Source organism: Weissella bombi, from assembly GCF_900094835.1.
GTDB classification, from domain to species: Bacteria; Bacillota; Bacilli; order Lactobacillales; family Lactobacillaceae; genus Weissella; species Weissella bombi.
In genome coordinates, this window is record NZ_FMAO01000009.1 from 1 (window position 1) to 21921 (window position 21921).

21 protein-coding genes and 1 rRNA gene are annotated in these 21921 nt (G+C 36.3%); 20 read left to right on the forward strand and 2 right to left on the reverse strand.

The window, feature by feature from the left end; all coding sequences use genetic code 11:
- The 9 genes from rrf to GA0061074_RS06545 all read left to right on the forward strand — a co-directional run.
- A 5S ribosomal RNA gene (gene rrf, locus GA0061074_RS09365) occupies window positions 1-81 on the forward strand; the annotation flags it as partial.
- A gap of 299 nt (window positions 82-380) precedes the next feature.
- Window positions 381-893 (forward strand): DoxX family membrane protein, encoded by a 513-nt coding sequence (locus GA0061074_RS06510; protein ID WP_092463021.1) that lies wholly within the window; start codon window positions 381-383, stop codon window positions 891-893.
- Window positions 894-1117: 224 nt separating this feature from the next.
- A complete protein-coding gene (metG, locus tag GA0061074_RS06515) occupies window positions 1118-3121 on the forward strand; it encodes a methionine--tRNA ligase (protein ID WP_092463023.1) in 2004 nt (667 codons plus the stop codon).
- Window positions 3122-3206: 85 nt separating this feature from the next.
- Entirely contained in the window at window positions 3207-5153 is a 1947-nt protein-coding gene (locus GA0061074_RS06520; protein WP_092463026.1) for a cation:proton antiporter, read from the forward strand.
- Window positions 5154-5313: 160 nt separating this feature from the next.
- On the forward strand, window positions 5314-6135 hold the full coding sequence (locus GA0061074_RS06525; protein WP_092463028.1) for a TatD family hydrolase: 822 nt from the start codon (window positions 5314-5316) through the stop codon (window positions 6133-6135).
- Window positions 6125-6685 carry a ribonuclease M5 gene (gene rnmV, locus GA0061074_RS06530; protein WP_092463031.1) on the forward strand — a complete coding sequence of 187 codons (561 nt, stop codon included), beginning with the start codon at window positions 6125-6127 and terminating at the stop codon, window positions 6683-6685. The genes GA0061074_RS06525 and rnmV overlap by 11 nt, the downstream gene beginning before the upstream one ends.
- Complete coding sequence (rsmA, locus tag GA0061074_RS06535) at window positions 6682-7578, forward strand: 16S rRNA (adenine(1518)-N(6)/adenine(1519)-N(6))-dimethyltransferase RsmA (RefSeq protein ID WP_092463034.1); 897 nt, start codon at window positions 6682-6684, stop codon at window positions 7576-7578. Before rnmV ends, rsmA begins: the two co-directional genes overlap by 4 nt.
- Window positions 7579-7628: 50 nt before the next feature.
- Window positions 7629-8999, forward strand: a complete 1371-nt coding sequence (locus tag GA0061074_RS06540; RefSeq protein ID WP_092463037.1) for a hemolysin family protein — start codon at window positions 7629-7631, stop codon at window positions 8997-8999.
- A gap of 183 nt (window positions 9000-9182) precedes the next feature.
- Window positions 9183-10547 carry a hemolysin family protein gene (locus GA0061074_RS06545; RefSeq protein WP_092463040.1) on the forward strand — a complete coding sequence of 455 codons (1365 nt, stop codon included), beginning with the start codon at window positions 9183-9185 and terminating at the stop codon, window positions 10545-10547.
- A gap of 66 nt (window positions 10548-10613) precedes the next feature.
- Here GA0061074_RS06545 and GA0061074_RS06550 read toward each other — a convergent pair whose 3' ends face one another.
- Window positions 10614-10862: a Veg family protein gene (locus GA0061074_RS06550; RefSeq protein ID WP_240005871.1), complete on the reverse strand. Its 249-nt coding sequence runs from the start codon at window positions 10860-10862 to the stop codon at window positions 10614-10616.
- Window positions 10863-11088: 226 nt separating this feature from the next.
- On the opposite strand from GA0061074_RS06550, the gene GA0061074_RS06555 reads away from it, so the two are divergent.
- The 8 genes from GA0061074_RS06555 (at window position 11089) to GA0061074_RS06590 (ending at window position 19379) form a co-directional block, all read left to right on the forward strand.
- Window positions 11089-11562, forward strand: a complete 474-nt coding sequence (locus GA0061074_RS06555) for a deaminase (RefSeq protein WP_092463045.1) — start codon at window positions 11089-11091, stop codon at window positions 11560-11562.
- A 22-nt stretch (window positions 11563-11584) separates the two neighbouring features.
- Entirely contained in the window at window positions 11585-12541 is a 957-nt protein-coding gene (locus tag GA0061074_RS06560) for a thymidylate synthase (RefSeq protein WP_092463047.1), read from the forward strand.
- 177 nt (window positions 12542-12718) lie between these two features.
- Entirely contained in the window at window positions 12719-14014 is a 1296-nt protein-coding gene (locus GA0061074_RS06565) for an LCP family protein (protein ID WP_092463050.1), read from the forward strand.
- A 292-nt stretch (window positions 14015-14306) separates the two neighbouring features.
- On the forward strand, window positions 14307-15239 hold the full coding sequence (locus GA0061074_RS06570) for a phosphate/phosphite/phosphonate ABC transporter substrate-binding protein (RefSeq protein WP_092463052.1): 933 nt from the start codon (window positions 14307-14309) through the stop codon (window positions 15237-15239).
- A gap of 117 nt (window positions 15240-15356) precedes the next feature.
- A complete protein-coding gene (gene phnC / locus GA0061074_RS06575; protein WP_092463053.1) occupies window positions 15357-16121 on the forward strand; it encodes a phosphonate ABC transporter ATP-binding protein in 765 nt (254 codons plus the stop codon).
- Between the two features lie 3 nt (window positions 16122-16124).
- Complete coding sequence (gene phnE / locus GA0061074_RS06580; protein WP_092463055.1) at window positions 16125-16907, forward strand: phosphonate ABC transporter, permease protein PhnE; 783 nt, start codon at window positions 16125-16127, stop codon at window positions 16905-16907.
- Window positions 16907-17701: a phosphonate ABC transporter, permease protein PhnE gene (gene phnE, locus GA0061074_RS06585; RefSeq protein WP_174855288.1), complete on the forward strand. Its 795-nt coding sequence runs from the start codon at window positions 16907-16909 to the stop codon at window positions 17699-17701. The genes phnE (GA0061074_RS06580) and phnE (GA0061074_RS06585) overlap by 1 nt, the downstream gene beginning before the upstream one ends.
- A 124-nt stretch (window positions 17702-17825) precedes the next feature.
- Window positions 17826-19379: a bifunctional metallophosphatase/5'-nucleotidase gene (locus GA0061074_RS06590; RefSeq protein ID WP_092463058.1), complete on the forward strand. Its 1554-nt coding sequence runs from the start codon at window positions 17826-17828 to the stop codon at window positions 19377-19379.
- Window positions 19380-19474: 95 nt separating this feature from the next.
- Here GA0061074_RS06590 and GA0061074_RS06595 read toward each other — a convergent pair whose 3' ends face one another.
- Window positions 19475-19768, reverse strand: coding sequence for a PspC domain-containing protein (locus tag GA0061074_RS06595; protein WP_092463060.1), 294 nt, complete (start codon window positions 19766-19768; stop codon window positions 19475-19477).
- 116 nt (window positions 19769-19884) lie between these two features.
- Between GA0061074_RS06595 and GA0061074_RS06600 the strand changes: the two genes are divergently transcribed.
- From GA0061074_RS06600 to GA0061074_RS06610, 3 genes are read left to right on the forward strand one after another with little or no spacing between them, the layout of a single operon-like run.
- The gene (locus GA0061074_RS06600) at window positions 19885-20208 is read left to right on the forward strand and encodes a PadR family transcriptional regulator (protein ID WP_092463062.1); all 324 of its coding nucleotides are present in this window, start codon (window positions 19885-19887) and stop codon (window positions 20206-20208) included.
- Window positions 20198-20824, forward strand: coding sequence for a DUF1700 domain-containing protein (locus tag GA0061074_RS06605; RefSeq protein ID WP_240005872.1), 627 nt, complete (start codon window positions 20198-20200; stop codon window positions 20822-20824). Before GA0061074_RS06600 ends, GA0061074_RS06605 begins: the two co-directional genes overlap by 11 nt.
- Window positions 20817-21755, forward strand: a complete 939-nt coding sequence (locus GA0061074_RS06610) for a DUF4097 family beta strand repeat-containing protein (protein ID WP_092463066.1) — start codon at window positions 20817-20819, stop codon at window positions 21753-21755. The genes GA0061074_RS06605 and GA0061074_RS06610 overlap by 8 nt, the downstream gene beginning before the upstream one ends.
- Window positions 21756-21921: the final 166 nt, after the last annotated feature.

Genomic DNA, 21921 nt, shown 5'->3' on the forward strand with positions numbered 1-21921 from the left:
ATACCGAACACAGTAGTTAAGCTCAGTAGCGCCAAAAGTAGTTGGAGGATCGCCTCCTGCGAGGATAGGACGTCGCGATGCAAATTTAGAAGACTCACAGTAAAATGTGAGTCTTTTTTTGTGTCCATTATAAATAAATTATTATGGCATGATAATGTTTATGACAGTAATAATACGTGTAGAAAAACGATCAATTGACACATAAAAAATTTTTGCTTAAATAAAAAATAAGCATAACGTAAATAAAACAAATTAAATAACATGTAAAAATATTTAAAAATGTAGATATTTCAATATTTATTCATCCTAAACATATAAGGTTATTTTAAGTAAGTTAATTTAGACTAAGCTCTATTCAATAAGAGATAGGAGAGGTTTATATGGTTAAATGGTTGAGAAATAGTCAAAGTAGTATGGTTGTATTAACATTGATTAGACTTTATGTGGGATATGTATGGTTAACAAGTGGATGGGGTAAGATTGCTTCTGGTAATTTTACCGCAGAAGGTATGATACAACAGGCAATCAAGTCACCTGTAACAGGCGCAACAGGTTCACCGGCTTATGGTTGGTTTACTAAGTTCTTGGAAAATATTGTACAACCTAACATGGGATTATTTGATTTTATGGTGCAATACGGTGAATTATTGATCGGTTTAGGATTAATCTTTGGAACGCTAACAACGTTAGCATCATTTTTTGGTTTAGGATTGAATTTTACATACTTATTAGCAGGAATGATTTCAACAAACCCTGTCCTAATTATTTTACAAATTTTGTTGCTAGTAGCAGGACTTAATGCTGGTAAAATTGGTGGTGACCGTTGGGTTATACCATTTATTCGTGAAAAAGTACCTTTTATGGGAAAAAGTAAAACTGCCGTTGAAAAATAAAAAAATATTATATAACAATTGATTTGTTATCTGATGACTGAAGAACCGTCAATCTACACCTTAAAATGGTTAGATTGACGGTTTTTAAACGTTTTCTCTTTAATTAATTTTAAGATTATCTGACAGTAGCCATTAAATCTTTGATATAATTGATTAACAGGCGTTAAATTAATGTAGCTAAAAATAACATCTTACTCATTCGTAAGGTGGGAGGTAGAATAAGAATGGCAGAAGAAAAGAAAAGTTTCTATATTACAACACCAATTTATTATCCATCTGGTAAGTTGCACATCGGTAATACGTATACAACTGTATTGGCTGATGCAGCAGCTCGTTACCACCGACTATTAAATGAAGATGTATATTTCTTAACGGGAACTGACGAGCACGGATTAAAAATTGAACAAAAAGCTGAAAAATTAAACATCTCACCAAAAGAATATGTTGATAAGATGGCTGCGGAGATTCAAACGCTATGGGCTGAATTGGATATCAGTAATGATGGTTTTGTTCGTACAACGGATGATTATCATGAAAAGGCAGTTCAAAAGATTTTCCAAAAGTTTTTGGACCAAGGTGATATCTACAAGGGACAATATGAAGGTTGGTATTCAGTTGATGACGAAGAATACTTCACTGAATCTCAATTGGCAGAAGTTTACCGTGATGAAGATGGTAACGTTACTGGTGGTAAGGCACCTTCAGGCCACGAAGTAGAGCTTGTTCAAGAGGAATCATATTTCTTTAAGATGAGTAAGTATGCTGACTGGTTGTTGGACTACTACAAGTCACATCCTAAGTTTATCCAACCATCAACTCGTATGAACGAGATGATTAAGAACTTTATTGAACCAGGACTTGAAGATTTGGCTGTAACACGTACTGCCTTTAACTGGGGTGTACCAGTAGCATCAGATCCAGATCACGTTGTTTATGTATGGATTGATGCGCTATCAAACTATATTACAAAGCTAGGTTATATGTCAGATGATACAACTTTGTTTGACAAGTTCTGGCCAGCTAACGTGCACTTGGTGGGTAAGGAAATTGTCCGTTTCCACACAATTTATTGGCCAATCATGTTGCATGCTTTGGGATTGCCAATGCCTGAGACAATTGTTGGTCACGGTTGGTTAACAATGCGTGATGGTAAGATGTCTAAGTCAAAGGGTAACGTTGTGTATCCAGATACTTTGGCTGAGCGTTACGGTATTGATGCCGTTCGTTACTACTTGTTACGTGCAATGCCATTTGGAAATGATGGTATTTTCACACCTGAAGACTTTGTTTCAAAACTAAATTATGATTTGGCAAACGACTTGGGTAACTTGTTAAACCGTACAGTTGCCATGATTAATAAGTATGAAGCTGGTGTTATTCCAGAATTGCATACTGGTCTGACTGAATTTGATCAAGATCTTGTTGAAACAGCAAAAGAAGTTATTGCTGATTACAACGATAATATGCAAGCATTGCGCACTGCAGATGCCTTGGCTAATGTATGGCAATTGATTTCACGTGCTAACAAGTATATTGATGAAACAACACCATGGACACTTGCTAAGGATGATAGCAAAGCTGAAGTATTGTCATCAGTAATGGCTCACTTAGCAGCTGCTTTGCGTGTTGTTGCAATCTTGCTACAACCAATTTTGACAAAAGCACCACAAAAGATTTTCAACCAATTAGGTTTGGATGATGCAAATGTTGATATCTTAGGATTAAGTTTTGAAGATATGCCAACTGGTGGTCACGTTGTGCCTAAGGGACAACCAATCTTCCCACGTGTTGATGTTGAGGCCGAAGTTGCTTATATTCGTGACAACATGACTGGTCAAGGTGGTAAGCAAACACGTTCAATGACGAAGCCAAAAGCACCAAAGACAATTACAACTAAGGATGAAATTGTTTTTGATGATTTTGAAAAGGTTGAATTACGTGTTGCTGAAATTAAAGAAGTTTCTGAAGTAGAAAAGTCTAATAAACTATTACGTTTTAAGTTAGATGACGGTTCTGCGGATGGACGTACAATTTTGTCAGGTATTAAGAAGTTCTATCCAGAATATACAGAATTAGTAGGTAAGAAAGTTGCTTATGTAGCTAACTTGAAGCCTCGTAAGATGATGGGTGAACTTTCTGAAGGAATGCTACTTTCAGCTGAAAAAGATGGTAAAGTGACTTTGTCAATTTTGCCAGATGAAATTGAAGCAGGTTCAGAATTAGGCTAAGTAGTTACTAATAAAATGACTAGAGGATTGAGGCAAACGTCTCAATCCTTTATTTGTAACAGAACGTACGAGAGGAGATTAAAGTTTGACAATTTTTTATGCACTAGCATTAGTGTGCATCACAATTATTATTGCTAATTTTTTGACACAGGCTTTTCCAAAAATACCACAAGCACTATGGCAAATCGTCGGTGGAATTCTTTTAGCTAGTTTACCGATTGTTAATCATTACGTGATTATGTTAGATCCGGAATGGTTTATGATGTTAGTTATTGCGCCATTGCTATTTTATGAAGGACAGCATACACAAGCTAAGTTAATTTCAAAGCATTTTAGGTCAATTATTGAGCTTGCTGGTATTTTAGCAGTGTTAACGGTTGTTATTTTAATGGTATTTGGTCACGTTGCAATTGGCTGGACATTACCATTTGCGTTGGCATTGGCGGCAATTGTTACGCCGACTGATGCAACAGCGTTAGAATCAGTAACTAACGGCTTAGATATGCCTAGGGATATCAAGCGTTCATTGAGTTTGGAATCATTATTCAATGATGCGACTGGATTAGTTATCTTAGAGTTAGCTGTTCTGTGGATGAATACAGGAACTTTTTCTTTTGTTCATGGATTTAGTGAATTTTTGGTGGTAGCACTAGGCGGTGTGTTAGCCGGTTTAATTGCTGGATTTTTGTTTATTTACATTCGGCAGCATTTATTAAAATCTGAATTTGATGATACCATCGCACATCTTTTAATGTACTTTTTAGCCCCAATTGCTGTATATGGATTGGCTGAAGATATTTTTGGCGTTTCTGGTATTATTGCCGTTGTTGTGATGGGTGTTATGTCAAACGTTGAACAACAACATACACAATTTATGGATCCAAAGCTAAATCGATTAACGTCACAATTAACAGAAATTGTGTCTCAAATATTAAATGGATTAGTGTTTGTTTTGTTAGGAACGTCACTCGTTCGTGTTGCCAAAGTTTATGTCTTACAGCCCGTTAGAGTTTGGGCAGCATTAGTTGGTATTGGTGTTGTATTATATATCGTAATGACATTCTTTAGGTATTTAGCCATGCGTTATAGTGACCGTTTTGGCAATAAGTCATATTCTAAACGTGATAGTTTTGTGTTCGCAATTGGTGGCGTTCATGGTGCGGTTACAATGTCGATGGCTTTTTCATTACCATTTACTTTAAGTAGTGGATCAGCGTTTACTGAACGTAACGATTTATTATTATTGGCATCTACTGTTATTATTATGAGTTTGTTAGTACCAGTTATCTTATTGCCTAATATTCTAAATCGATTGGCACCTTCTTATGATGAAGAAACGTATCAACAGGAACATACACGTATGGTAAATGCTGCGATAACCTATGTTAGTCATACAGATGTATCGCAACGAACAAAAACAACAGTTATGCGACAATTACAGGACCAATTAGGCTATGGTAATGAGCAGTTAAATGAAGGAAATCGTAAACGTGCTTATCGTATATTGTTTAAAATAACTGATCAGGCAATAACGGCTGCAATCGATGAAAATCGTATTAGTGATGATGCCTTGAAACTTTATAATCGTATGCAATCTTTGCAAAATGGGTTTGGTAAAATTGGTAGACAACGGATGAGAATTTGGCGTCGTTTAACGACTCATATATTTAGACGACGGGTCGCCAATTATAAAGAAAATCACCATAATAAGCCTCAGGCAGTCGAAGAAGTTATTACAATTATTAGTGATGCTGTTACAGTATATATGGAAAAATTGCCTAAAGGAAAAATTGCACCAAAAGATATGATTGCATTAAGACAGGCATATTATCGTCAACAAGCGATGTTGCGGAATCAAAAGTCTAATTCCGTTGCTGAGCAACAAACGTTGTTAGATGGTTTAAAGATAGAATTAGATTATATTGAAGATCAGCGTACAACAGGTGATATTGATGCTGGACTTTTAAAGGCTCTGTACGATGAAGTTATCAATGCACAGGCGGTTCTATTGGCAAATAGTAGTGATGATTAAGACTCATAAAAGGAAATATTAATGTTTTACACTAACGAGCATGTTATGCTTAATTAGTGATTGTATAAGCAATTTTTGGCTTTTTTTCAATCATTTGCTAGAATGATATAGACTAAAATTAAAAATAATTTAACCATACAAAAATAACTAAGGAGTAAACATGGCAATTTATAAATCTGGGCAACGTCGTGCTGACGGATATGATACCCACACACATTTGAATGATGATACATTTTGGCATGACGTGCCAGCTTATTTTGGTAGGGCAACCGAATTTGGCATTGTAGAAATGAACATTGTTGGGTATGACAGTCAATCAAACGAACGTGCCATTCAATTAGCCCATGAATTTGAAGGAATGCATGCTATTATTGGTTGGCAACCAGAAGATATTGCGGAAATGGATGATAACAAATTAGCAATTTTCCGTGAACAATTACAAGATGATGCAGTTATTGGTGTTGGTGAAACTGGTTTAGATTATTATTGGGATGATAATCCTGCTGCTGAAGTGCAGAAAAAAGCTTTTACACAACAATTAGAATTGGCTCATGAATTTAAATTACCAGTTACGGTTCACACACGTAGTGCAATGGCAGACACGTACGAAGCCTTAAAGAATGCGCATGTTGAAGACTTTGGTGGTGTGATGCACTCATTTACGGGAACACCTGAAGAAGCTAAGCAATTCCTTGATATGGGGATGTATATTTCATTTTCAGGAATCGCAACATTTAAGAATGCCAAGGATGTGCAGGAAACGGTGAAGTCAGTACCACTAGATCGTTTACTTGTTGAAACTGATGCACCTTATTTGGCACCAACACCAATGCGCGGTAAGCCAAATGAGCCAATGTATGTACATTACATTATTGAATATATTGCTGAATTATTGGGCAAATCATATGATGAAATGGCGGAAATCACGACGAATAATGCACGTAGATTATGGCATTTAGATCAAGCGACTGATGAAAATTAAAGAAGTAATTGTTGTAGAAGGACGTGCAGATACAGAAGCGTTACGGCATGCGGTTAATGCAGATACAATTGAAACAAATGGTTCCGCGCTTAGCGAGCAAACAATTGCAGCGATTAAACAAGCGGCAGCTACTCGTGGCGTAATCGTGTTTACAGATCCGGATTTTAATGGTGAGCGGTTACGGAAAATCATCAGTAACGTTGTGCCAAATGCTAAGCATGCTTTTTTAACGAAAGACGAAGCTGGGCGATTGATTAAACATCATAGTCTAGGAATTGAGTATGCAACACCTGCAGTGTTACGAACTGCTTTGCAAGATGTGTATACTGCTGAAACGACGGCAATCAGTTCTGATGTTACGATGGCAGATTTACGTCGCTTTGGGTTAGTTGCTGGACCGGATGCGGCTAAACGTCGGGAACATGTATCTGAAGCTATGAATTTAGGTTATGTAAATGGTAAACAATTAATGAATCGTTTAATAATGTTTGGCATTAAAAAACAGGATTTATTAGCGGTTTTAGATGAATTAAATGAGGAAAAAGAATGACAGATGTGCCAGATATTGCGACGCCAATGCGCACGCAAGCCATTATGAATAGTTTTGGCATTAATACAAAAAAGTCTTTAGGTCAAAATTTTTTGACGGATATTAATATATTGAAAAATATTGTTGCCGCTGGGGATGTGAAAGATACTGATAATGTTATCGAAATCGGACCAGGTATTGGAGCATTAACAGAACAATTGGCACGCTCAGCTAAAGAAGTTTTGGCATTTGAAATTGATGACCGTTTGATTCCAGTGTTGGATCATACAATGGCACCATATGACAATGTTACGATTGTTAATCAAGATATTTTGAAAGTTGATTTAGAATCTGAAATTAAAACGCATTTTAGTAACCCAGATGCACCATTAAAACTGGTTGCAAACTTACCATATTACATTACAACACCAATTCTTATGCAAGTTCTTCAATCAGATGTAAAGTTTGATAATATTGTTGTGATGATGCAAAAAGAAGTGGCAAGCCGTTTATCAGCTGAGGTTGGCACAAAAGATTATGGTTCACTAACATTGGCGGTGCAATATCGTATGAATGCTACGTTAGCATTTACGGTATCAAGAACAGCATTTGTACCAAATCCTAATGTAGATTCGGCAATTATTTCATTAACACCACGTGAACCATTGGCAGTATTACCACACAATGAGCAACAATTGTTTAACTTATTTAAAGTTGGTTTTACAATGCGTCGTAAAACGTTGTGGAATAATTTAATTACGGCATTTGGTAAAGATGATGATATGAAAGAAAAGTTAACTGCTGCTTTAGAAGATGCTGCAATTGAACCACGTATTCGAGCTGAAAAATTGTCACTTGAAGACTTTATTACGTTGCATAATGCATTAGTAAAATCCGGTGTGTACAGTAAGTAGCGCTATTTGCTATAATTATAATTAGAACTAATTTTGAAAGAAGGTATGTCATGGATTCCGGTCCGTCTATTATCACTAATTTGGTGATTATTATTGTTATTTTGTTGTTAGCTATTTTGTTTACTTTAACAGAGTATTCATTGGTTAAGGTGCGTCCAAGTTCATTGCGTGCGATGCAAGAGGCTCGTGAAAAGCCTTCTGCTAAAATCGGACACGCTCTGAACATGTTGGATCACTTATCAGAATATCTATCAACCGCACAAGTTGGTATTACATTAACATCATTGATCTTAGGTTGGTTAGGTGAAGATTTTATTGCAACAATGATTGTTAATGCTGAAATCTTACCACCTGCAATTGCACACAGTGTGGCATCAATTGCAGCCATTTTGATCTTTACGTTTATTCACGCGGTCTTTACTGATTTGGTGCCAAAGAATATTGCGATTGATCAACCGGTTAAAATGTTGTTGGCCATTGTTAGACCTGTAATGTTTTTCCACGTTATTTTATTCCCATTAATTTGGTTATTTGATCGTGCAGCTGCAATGTTTACAAAGTTGCTAGGATTTAATGCACATCCAGATGAAGATATTTATTCAGAAGCTGAAATTTTGTCTTTGTCAAAGGATGCTGCTGATGCAGGTGAATTGGATGAAGAAGACTTAACATTCATGAAACGTGCTTTTGCAATGAACGACAAAGAAGCTTTGGATATTATGATTGATCGTACACAATTAACGGTTGTGGATGTGACAGAAACAATTTCTGATGCTTTAAATGTATATTTGGAAGAAAAGTTTTCACGAATTCCAGTTGTTGCAGATAATGATAAGGATAAGATTTTAGGATATGTCTTTTCATATGACTTGGTCCGCCAGGGACGTATTAGTCCAGACGCATCAGTTAGAACTGTCTTGCGTAACTTGCCAGTTGTTTCTGAAACACAACCAATTACAGAAGTGTTGCAAGAAATGATTGAGCATCGTGCACCAATCGTTGTTGTTAAGGACGAATTTGGTGGTACGTCAGGTATTGTTACGGACAAGGACATTTACGAAGAACTATTCGGTTCTGTTCGTGATGAGATTGATGATGTTGCTGATGATTTGGTTGAAAAGATGGGCTCAGATGATGCAGGAAATATGCATTATCGTGTTTCTGGAAAAATGACGTTGTACGATTTTGAACGTTTCTTCAAGACAGAGCTTAGATCATTTGAACAATCAGAAAAGGTAACGTTGACGGGTTATGTGTTGGATGAGCATCCAGATTTCCATGTCGGTCAAGCTATCCGCATTGCTAACTTTGAAATTACGGCGCTTGATTTTAAGGACGCATATATCGAGAAGTTTGAAGTTGTTGCATTACCTGCATCAGAAATTGATCCAGCAGATGATGATAATAACGAAAAAGACTAATTATGCACTGTTGATGTAAGTTAACAATGCATAAAAGCTACTAAATTCGACATGAATTTGGTAGCTTTTTTATCAAGTACCTGACGACAATTGTCGAGGGGATGGATAAAGTATTTTATGCGAGATAAAGTTTAATATAATATGAATAATCGATGCCATTATATTTGAAAGTAGGAAATTAATTTGAGTGAAGGAAGATTAATCATATCAATTATTGTGATAATCTTGGTGCTAATGTTTGCAGCGTTATGTGTTTCTGCTGAATTTGCCTTAGTTAAGGTTAGAAGAAGTGCACTAGTAGAATTACAAGAAGCACGTGAACGACCATCACGCAAGATTGCAACAACGATCCACATGATTGATAATCTAAATGAGTATTTATCAACGACACAAGTTGGTATTACGGTTACTGGTTTGCTATTAGGTTGGATGGGTGAAGAAACAATTGCTCATTTGTTGTTAGCGGGTGGTATTTTAAAGGAAATGACAGGCCCTAGTTCAGCAGCAATTGCATCAGTGGTTGCGTTGATTCTATTGACTTATATTGAAGTTGTTTTAACAGAGTTGGTACCTAAAAATGTATCTATTGAATTCCCCGTTAAAGTCGCTTTGTTTGTTTCAGGACCACTACGTTTGTTCCACGTGTTGTTCTATCCATTCGTTTGGTTGCTAAATAAGTCTGCAACAGGATTTACTCACTTGTTAGGACTTCGTACTGCTTCTGAAGATAATGAAGTTTATTCAGAAGCTGAAATTTTAAGTTTGTCACGTAATGCAGCAAAATCTGGTCAATTGCAGGATGAAGATTATGTCTTTATGGAACGTGCATTTGAGATGAATGATAAAGTCGCTAATGACATTATGATTGATCGTACCCAGTTATTTGTGGTCGATGTTAGAAGCGATGTGAATGATGCATTGCACGCATATTTTGAAACAAAGCATTCACGTTTCCCGGTTGTTGCCGATGGTGATAAAGATAAAATCCTGGGTTACGTGTTTAATTACGATATTATGCGTCAGGCAGAAGTTGACCGTACAGTTCCTGTACGAAAGATTATTCGTAATATGCCAACGGTGCCTGAAAATATGCCTATCCAGGACGTTTTGAAGTTGATGATTTCAAAGCGTACACCAATGATTGTTGTTAAGGATGAATATGGTGGTACATCTGGTATCGTTACGGATAAAGATATTTATGAGGAACTATTCGGATCGGTTCGTGATGAGGTTGATTGGGTAGTTGATGATTTGGTTGAAAAACTGGGAACAGATGATCAACAACAGATGCATTATAAAATTTCTGGAAAAATGACGGTTTATGACTTTGAACGTTATTTCAAGACAGATATTAAAGCGTTTGATAAGTCAGATATGGTTACCTTGACCGGATTTATCTTGGAACAATTCCCAGATATTAAGGGTGGTGAAACAGTTGAATTAGACAACTTCGCTATTAAGCCACTTGATTTTAAAGATGCATATATTAACGAGTTTGAAGTTGTTCGTTTAAATAAATCATCAGAACAAGATAAAACAGAAGAATAAAAAAATAAAGCGTTCGTTATAATGAATTAATCATTATAGCGAACGCTTTATTTTTATGTTAACGAATTAATTGAAATCAAGTTCAATATTTTCTGTTAAAACATCAGTGTAACTAAATGAGGCACGATCAAATTCGTGTCCATCTTGTTCTAGGTCAAGGACGAAAACTGAACGGAAGGTGTTTCGTACAACGGCTTGGTGTTCAATGGTGCGGTGACGACTTTCATGGGTAGTCAAAGTAACTGGTTCACCGATGTGTTCATCTAATTGTTGCTTAATTTCTGCTAATGCTGCAGGCATAAGAACTCCTCTCATGGGGCACCCCCATAGCCAACGACAAATGGAATCGTTGCATAAATACATTATCTATATAAAGATAAACTTAGTTATCTTTAATTATAACATAATTGTTTTTTTAAATCAAACTCATTTATGAGTGCAACAAAATATTTGATGAGTTATAAAATATCAGGTCTTTTATTTAATACTTATCCTTGTTAATATTAGGGACAACAAAAAGATATAAAAGAGGGACAAGATAATGGATGATGAACGCATTACTTGGGATAAATACTTTATGTTACAGGCAATTATGTTAGCGGCACGTAGTACTTGTACACGGCTCCACGTTGGTGCTGTCGTGGTAAAAGACGGGCGCATTATTGCCAGTGGATATAACGGTTCTGTATCCGGAACCCCACATTGTACAGAAGTTGGCGATTTAATTGTTGATGGACATTGTATTCGTGCCGTGCATGCGGAGCAGAATGCTTTAATGCAACTAGCAAAAATGGGAATAAGTGCTGACGGTGCGCAGGTTTTCGTAACAGATTTTCCTTGTGTGCATTGTACAAAATTATTGTTGCAAGCAGGCGTTACAAAAATAAATTATTTACGTAATTATCATAATAATGATTTTGTATCGGAATTATTACATGCAAAAAATGTCGTAATTGAACAGGTAAAAGTTGACCGTACAGATTTAGATAAAATTGATTTTCAAGCTTATTTATAGAAAGGTTAGTAAGGTACTCAGTATGAGTAAAAATGAACAAGGATACTTAGATTTAGCGCAAGATATATTAGACAATGGTGCTGTAAAAAATGATCGCACGGGAACCGGAACAAAATCTGTTTTTGGCCGCCAATTGCGGTTTGATATGAGTGAAGGTTTTCCACTACTAACGACTAAGCGTGTACCATTTGGCTTAATTAAAAGTGAGCTATTGTGGTTTCTTAAAGGAGATACCAACATTCGATTTTTACTAGAACATAAAAATCATATTTGGGATGAGTGGGCATTTAAAAATTGGGTGTCATCACCTGATTATGATGGACCAGATATGACTGACTTTGGTCGTCGATCATTAATTGATGAAAATTTTAAAAAACAATATGATGAACAACATGCTTTATTTGTTGATCGTATTTTAAATGATGATACGTTTGCAGCAAAATATGGTGAATTAGGGGATGTTTATGGTGCACAGTGGCGCCATTGGCGTCGTGTGCAAGGCGGCTTTATTGATCAGATTCATGATGTGATTGAACAGATTAAGTCTAATCCTGATTCACGTCGTTTAATTGTCACAGCTTGGAATCCTGAAGATGTTCCAACGCAAGCATTACCACCGTGCCATACACTATTTCAATTTTATGTTGCGGATGGTAAATTGAGCTTACAGCTTTACCAACGTTCAGCAGATGTATTTTTAGGAGTGCCATTTAATATTGCCTCATATGCTTTGTTATTACATATGGTAGCAGCTCAAACTGGCTTGGAACCAGGTGAATTTGTGCATACTTTTGGTGATACCCATATTTACTCAAATCATATTGAGCAAGTTCAAACACAATTACAACGTGATATGAAAGAATTACCAACAATTACGTTAAATCCTGCAGTCGAAGATATTGCATCATACACGATGTCAGATATTAAATTAAATGGGTATGAACCTCACCCAAGTATCAAGGCACCAGTGGCTGTTTAATAATTAAAATGGCGTCAAATAATGGTTAACTATATATTGTCTGACTGAAAAATATGGTAACATAATAAGGTTACTATAAGTTTATTCAAAGAAACTTTTTATAGACTTGCTAAGTAAATTTTCGTAAAAGAAAATACAATATATTATTAATCTTTATAGTTCAGAGAGGAGATGCTCATGGATAATGAGCCACAAACTCGATCAGGTCGACGACGTCAGGCTGAAAAGGAATTGAAAATACGCAAAAGACGTGAAGGCGGTCCACGTGATAAGAATTCTCAATCAAACGGGAAACGTCCACGTAAGCGTAGGATTCGCGGGGCAATCCTATTTGTTATTGCCATTATTGTCTTAATTGTAGGAATGCTATTTGGTGTTGCCTATAATAAAACTAAAAATGCAATTGATGGTTCTTTTCAAGAGACCGGCTTAACTAAAGAACGTAACGTTTCTAAAGTTATTAAGCAAGGTAAGCCATTCTCAATTTTGTTATTGGGAACGGATACGGGTGAATTAGACCGAAAGTATAAAGGTCGTACTGATTCTTTGATGTTGGTTACAGTAAATCCAAAGAAAGAAAAAGTAACGATTATGTCCTTGCCGCGTGATTCGGTAATTGCGCCAGTTGGTTATGAAGAAGAATTCCCACAGAAATTGAATTCAGCCTATGAGTATGGATCGGCTAAAACAACGATTCAAACGATTCAAAAATGGTTAAATGTGCCAATTGACTATTATGCATTGGTCAACATGGGTGGATTAGAAAAGGTGATTGATCAAATAGGTGGTGTTAAAATTAAGTCACCACTAACGTTCGGTTATAATCCTTATACTGCGCATAATAATGGTGAATTTATTTATAACTTTACCAAAGGTTCATCAACGTACACCTTTAATCAAAGGGGACAAGTAAAGACGTATAAAAAGATGGATGGTCAAGCAGCTTTGGCATTTTCTCGTATGCGTTATGATGATCCACAAGGAGACTATGGTCGTCAACAACGTCAACGTTTAGTGCTACAAGCCATTGTTGATCAAGCAAAGAGTAATCCAAGTAAGTTAATTAATCAAAAGTTTTTGAATACTTTGTCTGATTCAACGCAAACAGACTTAACGTTTGGTGATATGTTAACCGTTGCGTCGCATTATCTAAGTGCTGCTAAAACAATTAAACAAGATCATGCCCAAGGAAATGAAGTTAATCTAACATCAGGTTCTTCTGAGCTTATTTCACAATCTGAAAAGCAACGTGTTACGAACGTTTTGCGTAAATCACTTGGATTGAAGCATAAGAAGACCGGTACACTTTATGGTGGTAAGGTTTCTAACGCAACGTTATCAATGAACGGATTACCAACACAAAATAGTGTGGAATCTGCAGATGGCGAGGAAACTAGTACGTATGATGATACGTACGGTACCCAAACCACAGATGACACGTATGGCACTACTGATACGTACGGTGGTTACTAAAAATAGAAAACGTTAACCAGTATGATTAATAAAAATATCTGAATAACTACGTTAATGAAGTCGCTAAATTCTAATTGAATTTAGCGACTTTTTTGTACCGTTTGAATGAAAAAATACAGTATACTAAATAAAATACGAACTTTTGTATAAAATATGTCTTTTTTTAAAACGTTTAACTATATTATGTGAACATTTTATTTTATTGACGTTTCGATTGTTCGCTGTTATCATTTTAAGTGACCTTTAAGAGTTCGTAAGTGTATATGACTAAATTTTAAGGAGTACAAGGGTAATGTTTAAAAAAGTTGTAGCGGGAGCCACTGTAGCAATGTTGGCCACAACGATTGTTTCAGCTGTGCCAGCAGTAACTGCGGATGCAGCATCAAAGAAAGTTGATTTGAAAGAATTAAACGTACAATTCGTACCATCATCTCAAGCAGATACCATTCAAGCGAAGGCTAAGCCATTGGAAAAGTTGTTGAAGAAGCAACTAGGAATTCCAGTACACGTTACAATTTCAACTGATTACAATACAGTTGTTGAAGCAATGGGATCAGGTAAGGTTGATATGGGATTCTTACCACCTGACCCTTACGTACAAGCACATAAGCAATACGGTGCAAAAGTTATCTTACAATCACAACGTTATGGTATTAACGATAAGAAGAACGATGGTTCTGATACTGATAAGTTAGTTGATTACTACCGTGCTTTGGTATTAGTTAAGAAGGATTCAGGGATTAAGAACGCTAAGGATTTGAAGGGTAAGAAGATTGCCGTTCAAAACCCAACTTCTGATGCTGGATACATTTTCCCGGTTGTTGACTTAAACAAGAAGGGCATGAACGTTGTTAAGAACTCTGATCTAGTGACTGTTAAGGGTCACGATCAAGGTGCTATCTCAGTATTGAATGGTGATACTGATGCTGCCTTTATCTTTGATGATGCTCGTAATTTAGTTAAGAAGGATAATCCAGATGCATTTAAGGATACACGTGTTCTAGAATACACAGCTAAGATTCCTAACGATACGATTACATTACGTAAGGGCATTTCAAAGGCTGATACAAAGACTATTCAAAATGCAATGCTTAAGGTTTCAAAGACGGATAAGGGTAAGAAGATTATGAAGGATGTTTATAGCTGGGCTGGTGTAACCAAGTCAAAGGATTCAAACTTCGATACTGTTCGTAAGTACCAAAAGCAAGTAGAAGATATCAAGTAAGTGTAATTAAAAATTAATAACCTTTTAAAGTGAGGCTTGGTGTCAATAGGTATACCAAGGCTCGCTTTAGTACATATTTTTAAGAATAGACAGATACAGAAGGTGGGATAGTAAAACATGGGTAACGGTTTAGGAACTATCAAGGTTAATGATGTTTCAAAGATTTATCCAAATGGTACGATTGGATTAGATCATATTAATCTTGATATTAAATCAGGTGAATTCGTAGTCATCGTTGGATTGTCAGGTGCTGGTAAGAGTACGTTATTACGTGCGATTAATCGTCTTCATGATGTGAGTGAAGGTGAAATATTACTGGATGATGTCGATATTACGAAATCAAAAGGAAAAGCTTTACGACAACAAAGACGCAATATTGCGATGATTTTCCAAAATTTTAATTTGGTTAAACGAGCAACGGTTGCCCGTAATGTTTTGTCTGGTCGAGTTGGTTATTATTCAACTTTTAGAAGCACTTTTGGCCTTTTCTCTAAGGAGGATAAGGAAAAAGCAGCTGCTAATTTAGATCGTGTTAATATGTTGGACAAGTACTATACTCGTGCAGATGAATTGTCAGGTGGACAACAACAACGTGTGGCAATTGCACGAGCAATGATGCAATCACCAAATGTTGTATTGGCTGACGAACCAATCGCATCACTTGATCCTAAAACAACTAAGATGGTTATGGATGATTTACAACATTTAAATGATTTGGGGATGACAGTTGTTGTTAATTTGCACAGTGTTGAATTAGCAATGTCATACGCAACTCGTATTATTGGTCTACGTGCAGGTAAGTTGGTTTACGATAAGCCAATTGAACAAGTAAGTGAGCATGACTTTGATGAAATTTATGCTGAATCTGGAGATGGGGAGTAGGATATGAACGCAACTTTACCTGAACGCCAATTCAGTGAAAAGTGGCATGTTAAGGGCAGCTTGGCTGTTCTCCTATTTGTCTTAATTTTTATTGGATCTGGTTATAATACTGGGGTATCAACTAGTTTTAGTTGGGATCAATTTTGGCAGTTATTAATTCGAATGATGCATCCAGATTGGGCGTATGTTTCATCGATTATTACGCCAATTGCTGAAACAATTCAGATGGCACTAGTTGGAACTTTATTAGGAACAATTATTGCAATACCATTTAGTTTGCTAGCCGCACGTAACATTGTAAAAAACACTTATTTACGAGGAATTATTCGGTTCTTCCTAAATTTGGTACGTGCTTTGCCTGATTTGTTGTTAGCAGCTGTCTTCGTTGCCATCGTCGGAATTGGCCCAATGGCCGGAGTTGGTGCACTAACAATCTTTAGTTTTGGAATGATTTCTAAGTTATTCTATGAAGCGATTGAAACAATTGATGAAGGACCAATTGAAGCATTAACAGCTGTTGGTGCTAATGGTATTCAAAAAATTGTGTTCGCAGTTATTCCACAAGTTATGAATCAATTTTTGAGTTTCTTCCTATATACATTGGAAATCAATGTCCGTGCTTCAACAGTGCTAGGTTATTTGGGTGCTGGTGGTGTTGGTTTGTATTTGGATCAAACGTTGTCATTATTCCGTTACGATCGAACGGCTATTGTTATTCTAGCAATTTTGGTTGTGGTTATCGTTGTTGACGGTATTTCTAATCGACTACGGGAGGCGTTGGCATAATGCAAAAAATTCAACGAAATTCGTGGCAAAAATATGGTCCGTATATTATTACGCTAGTCGTCGTCTTAATTTTTGTTTGGGCTTTTACGGGTATTCCGTTATCGACAGTTAAACCACAAGCGATGCAGGTAACAAAATCAATTATTAATGGTTTGTTTCATCCAGAGTGGTCATATGTTTACACTGGGGATGGTGAAGATTTGGTTAGTGCCTTAATTGAGACGCTAGCTATTGCCTTCTTAGGAACGTTTATTTCAGCGATTTTGACGTTACCCTTTGCCTTTTTGGCTGCACGCACTAAGAAGGGATTCTTTACACCACGTTCAACATTAGGTAAATTAATCTTAACCATCATTCGTGTCTTCCCTGAAATTGTGTTGGCAATCATGTTCATTAAAGCGGTTGGTCCTGGGGCCTACGCCGGTGTTTTGGCCGTATCAATTCATTCAATTGGTATGCTTGGAAAGTTGTTCTCAGAAGCAATTGAAAACATTGATCGTGGACCGAATGAAGCAATCGTTGCAGCAGGTGGGTCAACATTAGATGGGTTAACGTTGGCAACAATTCCAGCAGTTTTGCCAGAATTTATGAATTATACGTTGTACCGTTTTGAAATCGCTGTGCGTTCAGCTGCAATTTTGGGAATTGTTGGTGCTGGTGGTATTGGTGCACCACTAATCTTTGCATTGCAAACGCGTCAATGGCCGAAGGTTGGTATTATTCTATTGGGTATTATCGTAATGGTTACAGTAATTGATTTCTTATCTGGACAATTGCGTAAGCGTTTAGTTTAGTCATAATACTTATTAATAGGACTAACTATTTGAAACACACGAAAAAGGTCGAAGTCAGTTCCATAAACTTGGAAGGCTTCGACCTTTTTGTTATTAATTATAAAAATGTCATAAGGAGAATCACATGCAAGTTTCAATTTTATCAACGTCAGATGTTCACGGATATATAAGAGCTGATGATTTTCGTCGTCCTTTGTTAAATAATCAATTAGGGTTTACCAGAGCAGCGACAGTGATTGCAGCGCAACAAAAACAAATTACGGATTCAGGAAATGTTGTTGTTACCATTGAAAATGGTGATTTTATTCAAGGATCGCCATTAACTAATTACATTCAAAAAATTGTACCTGAGCAAACAGACATGTACCAAAAATTAACTGATGCCGTATCATATGATGTTAGAATTTTAGGAAATCATGAATTTAATTTTGGCCGTGAATATATTGAAAAGGTGTTTTCTGATACTGATAATTTGTTAAATGCTAATATTTTGGATACACAAACACAAGAACCATTTGTTGGGCAACCATATAAGATTATTGAACGTAAGGGTGTCAAAATTGGTGTTATTGGATTAACTACGCAATTTATTCCACATTGGGAACAACTATCACATATTGCTAATTTAATTTTTAAAGATCCTGTAGCGGTGGCTGAACGATATATCGAAAAATTACGACCACAAGTGGATATTTTGATTTTGGCGTATCATGGTGGTTTTGCAGAAGATTTGCAAACAGGAGAACCATTAGAAAAGTTAACCTCAGAAAATCAAGGTTATCAATTGCTGCAACTACCAGGAGTTGATGCACTTGTAACAGGCCACCAACACCGTGAGATTGCTGATGTGGTTGATGGTGTACCAACAACACAACCAGGTTATCGAGGTAATTATGTTGGCTTAATGACGTTAACATTGGATGATTCAAATAAAAGAGTGAGTGCGACTGCTCAAATTTTACCAACTGGTGAAAGTGCTGAACGTTCAGACATTGTATCGTTGATTGACCCATTACAAAAGCAGGTTAATGATTGGCTAGATACCCCGGTTGGACACGTGGGTGATAATATGCAAATTACAGATCATTTTGCTGCTCGTTTGCATAATCATCCATTCATTGAGTTAGTTAATCAAGTACAAATGGCAGCAACGGATACACAAATTTCTAATACGGCATTGTTTAACAATGAAGTGCGCGGACTTACAGATGCAGTTACACAACGTGACATTATGACAAACTATATTTTTCCAAATACATTAGTGGTTGAAGCATTAACGGGACAAGATATTAAAGATGCGCTTGAGGTAAATGCACGGTACTTTAAATTAGATGATCAAGGTGAAGTGATATTGAATCCTTTGTTTACGATGCCTAAAGTACAACATTATAATTACGATATTTGGAGCGGTATTGATTACACATTTGATTTGACACAACCGATGGGTCAACGTGTAATCGCAATTAAAAAAGATGGGCAACCATTAGATTTGGCGAAGACATATGAAGTGACGATGAATAATTATCGTGCGGGAGGGGCTGGTAATTTCCCAATGTTTTCAATGGATAAAGCAGTTCGTGAAGTGCAACGTGAGACGGCTGATTTAATTGGTGAGTATATTATGAATCATCCACATGTGCATATCGAGCAACCAACTAATTTAACAATTATTAAATAGATCATGAAGTGTAGTTAAAAGGGCCATAATCCATCATTAAATTGATAGATTATGGCCCTTTTTGAATTTCAATGTATGCCGACAAGACTTTACTTTTAAAGTTCGTCGTCTTCTTTATCATCATCAGGTGTTACATCACGACGTTGACCACTTGATTTTTCATCAAACTGGTAAGTAGTGTGGTGTGTTTCTCTTGGTGCATCAGGCATAATAATAGCGGCAACAATGTATAAAATTATAAAAAGTGGGAAGACACCTGAAAAAACGGTGGCAGCAACGAACAATAGACGAACTAATGTGGTGTCTAAATCTAAATAGTCTGAAATACCACCTAATACACCACCTAGCACACGATTATTTGACTTGGTTAGTTTATTTTTCTTTGACATGATGTTACTCACTTTCATTTTTATTACAGGAAAGTTAAAACGCTTTACAGACCAGTTTTCATTCCCTATACTTGTATTATATTATACGTCTTATAGTATTGTAAAGGAAGATGATTATGGCAATGCAATTATCAAGTGATTTAATGGATGGTTTGGTATTAGCGTTACTTTCTAAGGAAGATTTATATGGTTATTCATTAACGAAGCAAGTCCAAGAACGGTTTGCTGTTTCTGAATCAACAATGTACCCAGTGTTACGGCGCCTAAAAAAACGGGATTGGGTGACAACATATGATGAGCCCTTTGAAGGACGCAATCGAAGATATTACAAAATATCAAATCTAGGGTATCAAGAAATGGCGCGTATTCAAGAAGAATGGCGTTATTTCAGTAGTAAGGTAAATGAGATTATGTTAGCAGGAGATACTGATGGAAAATAGTATTTATTTTGCGCAGGTCAAAAATTATTTACAACAATTAACACCAAGTGAACAAGAGGATGTGATTCAGTTTTACCAGGAATACGCTGTCGACGCTGAGTTATCAGGAACGCGCTTAATTTCAGAACTGGGTACGCCAAAACAGTTGGCAGGACGCATTTTGGTTGATTACTCATTGCGTAATGCAGAAGATGAAGAATTACCACATGATGATAGTCGGCAAGGCCATCAAAATTGGTTTAAACAAGAATTAAAATTGATTAGTACCGTTTTAGAAGGGTTATTATCCTCAATTGTGTGGTTGCCCGCAATGTTGCTGATTTTAGTGTGTCTTTTTGCAACCATCATTATTGCAGTAGTCGTTGTTGTTGTATTAATTTACTATTTATTGACTGGTGTTTTTCAAATCATTGGTGGCTTGGCTGTATTACCTCATAATTGGGCTACAGGATTGTACCAGGGTGGTATTGGATTAATTATTGTTGGGCTTCAATTTGTTATTTGGCCAATTGGTGCAGCGCTTATCCGCATGGTTTTCCAATTATTAATGCGCTTTGTTAAATATATAGGTCGTAAGTTTTCACATAAAAATAGTGAGGTGACACATCATGCGTAAAGAATTTCGCTATGTATTAACTGGTTTTATTGTGATTTCTTTTGGCGTTATTATTATGTTGGTTGGATTGGCACATGGTGGTCAAAATAAATTAGGCTGGCATAATGGCCATTTTGAAGTATCGCAAATTAAATCAATTCACCATGTTGTTAAACCCGTGAAAAAACTTGATGTTGAGACAGCTGGTGTGCCAGTTACACTTGAAACAGGAAAACAGAAAAAGATTGAAATAAAAGGTCGCATCACAAATCCTGATTTTTTGCATGTTATTCGTGATGGTAAGCAATTGAAAATCCGTTATATACCTAGTCAAGAAAAAGGATATGAGGTTGGCTTTAATAAGCGTGAACCTGAAAAAATTATTATCAGTGTTCCTGAACAGATGCGTTTGGATGAATATCAGCAATCAGCAATTTATGGTGCAATGAATATTTCAAATGTTAATGCTAAGCATGTGACTTTGACGGCAACTAATGCTGATGTAAAAATGGATCATGTAGACATGACAAACTTCTCTACATCAGCGCATGACGCAGATATTGCATTGAATAATATTAATTCGCAACAAACAACACTTAACGTGAACGACAGTCGTTTAAAAACGAATGATTCTCAGGTGGGGCGTTTGATGTTGTCTGCAGATGAAAGTATCACGAAGTTACAACAAACGGTAATTAACAAGAGTGCAGTTCAGGTAACTAACGGAAACTTGAAACTAGTTAACACACAAATGCAAAACCAAAATGTTATAACAGTCATGGACGGTTCTCTAAAGGCAAGCGGATTATCAGATATTAATCTACAAATGCAGGCAACGTCTGGTAAAATCAAGGTCGCCGGTGAAAACTATGGTGATAGTTATGCTAATGATTTAGTAACCAATAACCAATTAAATGTTGCTGTGTCAGGTGGTAACATTATTATTAAATAATAAAACGAAAAGCACTAGCGATGTGGGGTCGCTAGTGCTTTTGTATGTCATTAGACGTTAGTCGTGATGACATTTAATCATAAATAAAAGTAAGGTTCTATCTACGATTATATTTTAAGGAGTAGGTTGTAGGTTAGTTAGGCCTACATGCTAAGTATTTAAACTT